Origin of the sequence: Chthonobacter rhizosphaerae, assembly GCF_013839525.1 — a bacterium.
In the GTDB taxonomy this organism is placed as follows: Bacteria; Pseudomonadota; Alphaproteobacteria; order Rhizobiales; family Pleomorphomonadaceae; genus Chthonobacter; species Chthonobacter rhizosphaerae.
This window is the reverse complement of the sequence record NZ_JACDIS010000031.1, coordinates 1-2,209: the sequence shown is the minus strand read 5'-3', so window position 1 is coordinate 2,209 and position 2,209 is coordinate 1. Positions and strand designations below refer to the sequence as shown.

The following is a 2,209-nucleotide window of genomic DNA, read 5'->3' as shown; positions in this document are numbered from 1 at the left end:
TGATGGACTTCTCCTGGATGGCCTGGACCTGGCCGACGGCGCTCTTCTTTATCGCGATCTTCTCGATGATCGCCGCCATGGGCGTGTGGGAATACGCCTCGCCCGGCGGGCATCCCCGGGTCGGCGTGCTGCGCTTCGAGACGACGCGCGGCGACCGGCTGTTCATCTCGCTTCTGGGCAGCGCGTTCATCCACCTCGCCTGGCTCGGTTTCACCGACCTGGAGCTCTGGTGGGCGACGGTGATCTCGCTGATCTACGCCGCCGCGGTGTTCAGGTTCGTCTGAGCGCCACGGCGAAACCGTTCGGGGCCGCCGGCGCGGCCCGGAGCAAGTTCAGGCGGCCGCGGCGGCTGATCGGCGGGAGGTGCCGGGCAGCCGCGGACGCTTGGGAAATGCGGGACGCGACCGCTGCCACGGTCGCGCCCCGAGTTGAGGAAGGCCCGAGGGAAATCGGGCGCAACTGGGAGGACAATGCATGCGCAGGATTCTCATGACCACGGCTGCCACCGTGGTTGTCATGACGTTCGCGTCCCCCGCCTTCGCAGATGTAGAGGCTGCCAAGCGGTGGATCGACAGCGAATTCCAGCCCTCGTCCCTGTCGAAGGAGGAGCAGCTCGCCGAGATGGAGTGGTTCATCAAGGCGGCCGAACCGTTCAAGGGCATGGACATCAAGGTGGTTTCGGAAACGATCACCACCCACGAGTACGAGGCAAAGACCCTCGCCAAGGCCTTCACCGAGATCACCGGCATCAAAGTGACGCATGATCTGATCGGCGAAGGCGACGTGGTGGAGAAGCTCCAGACGCAGATGCAGTCGGGCGAGAACGTCTACGACGCCTACATCAACGACTCGGACCTGATCGGCACCCACTGGCGCTACCAGCAGGCCCGCAACCTGTCCGACTGGATGACCGGCGAGGGTTCGGACGTCACCAACCCGGGCCTCGACATCGACGACTTCGTCGGCAAGTCGTTCACCACCGCCCCGGACGGCAAGCTCTACCAGCTGCCGGACCAGCAGTTCGCGAACCTTTACTGGTTCCGGTACGACTGGTTCAACGACGAGAAGAACAAGGCCGACTTCAAGGCCAAGTACGGCTATGACCTCGGCGTGCCGGTCAACTGGTCGGCCTACGAGGACATCGCCGAGTTCTTCACCGGCCGCGAGATCGACGGCAAGAAGGTCTACGGCCATATGGACTATGGCAAGAAGGACCCGTCGCTCGGCTGGCGGTTCACCGACGCCTGGCTGTCCATGGCCGGAAACGGCGACAAGGGCATCCCGAACGGCCTGCCGGTCGACGAGTGGGGCATCCGCGTCAACGAGAAATCCCAGCCGGTCGGCTCGTGCGTGGCGCGCGGCGGCGACACCAACGGCCCGGCGGCGGTCTACTCGATCACCAAGTACCTGGACTGGCTCGGCAAGTACGCTCCGCCGGAAGCCCAGGGCATGACCTTCTCCGAGTCCGGCCCGGTGCCGGCGCAGGGCGCGGTGGCCCAGCAGATCTTCTGGTACACCGCCTTCACGGCCGACATGGTCAAGGAAGGCCTGCCGGTGATGAACGAGGACGGCACGCCGCGCTGGCGCATGGCCCCCTCGCCGAAGGGCGCCTACTGGCAGGACGGCATGAAGCTCGGCTACCAGGACGCCGGGTCCTGGACGCTCCTGAAGTCGACCCCGGTCGACCGGGCCAAGGCCGCCTGGCTCTACGCCCAGTTCGTGACGTCCAAGACCGTGGACGTGAAGAAGAGCCACGTCGGCCTCACCTTCATCCGCGAGTCGACCATCCGGCACGAGAGCTTCACCGAGCGCGCGCCGAAGCTCGGCGGTCTCGTCGAGTTCTACCGCTCGCCGGCCCGTGTGCAGTGGTCGCCGACCGGCACCAACGTGCCGGACTACCCGAAGCTCGCCCAGCTGTGGTGGCAGGCGATCGGTGACGCCTCGTCGGGCGCCAAGACCGCCCAGGAGGCCATGGACAGCCTCTGCGAGGAGCAGGAGAAGGTGCTCGCCCGTCTGGAGCGCGCCGGCGTGCAGGGTGACATCGGCCCGAAGCTGAACGACGAGGAAAGCCTGGAATACTGGATCGAGCAGGCCAAGGCCAACGGCACCCTCGCCCCGCAGCCCAAGCTGGAGAACGAGAAGCCGCAGCCGATGACCGTCAACTACGACGAGCTCGTCAAGAGCTGGGCCGACGCCAAGTCGAACTGAC

General features: G+C 66.0%; 2 protein-coding genes. Both read left to right on the top strand.

Features of this window, described 5'->3' with window-relative positions; all coding sequences use genetic code 11:
- Positions 1-2 precede the first annotated feature (2 nt).
- Positions 3-284 carry a DUF2160 domain-containing protein gene (locus HND91_RS22350; protein WP_181708823.1) on the top strand — a complete coding sequence of 94 codons (282 nt, stop codon included), beginning with the start codon at positions 3-5 and terminating at the stop codon, positions 282-284.
- A gap of 190 nt (positions 285-474) precedes the next feature.
- Positions 475-2,208: an ABC transporter substrate-binding protein gene (locus HND91_RS22345; protein ID WP_181708822.1), complete on the top strand. Its 1,734-nt coding sequence runs from the start codon at positions 475-477 to the stop codon at positions 2,206-2,208.
- Position 2,209 lies beyond the last annotated feature (1 nt).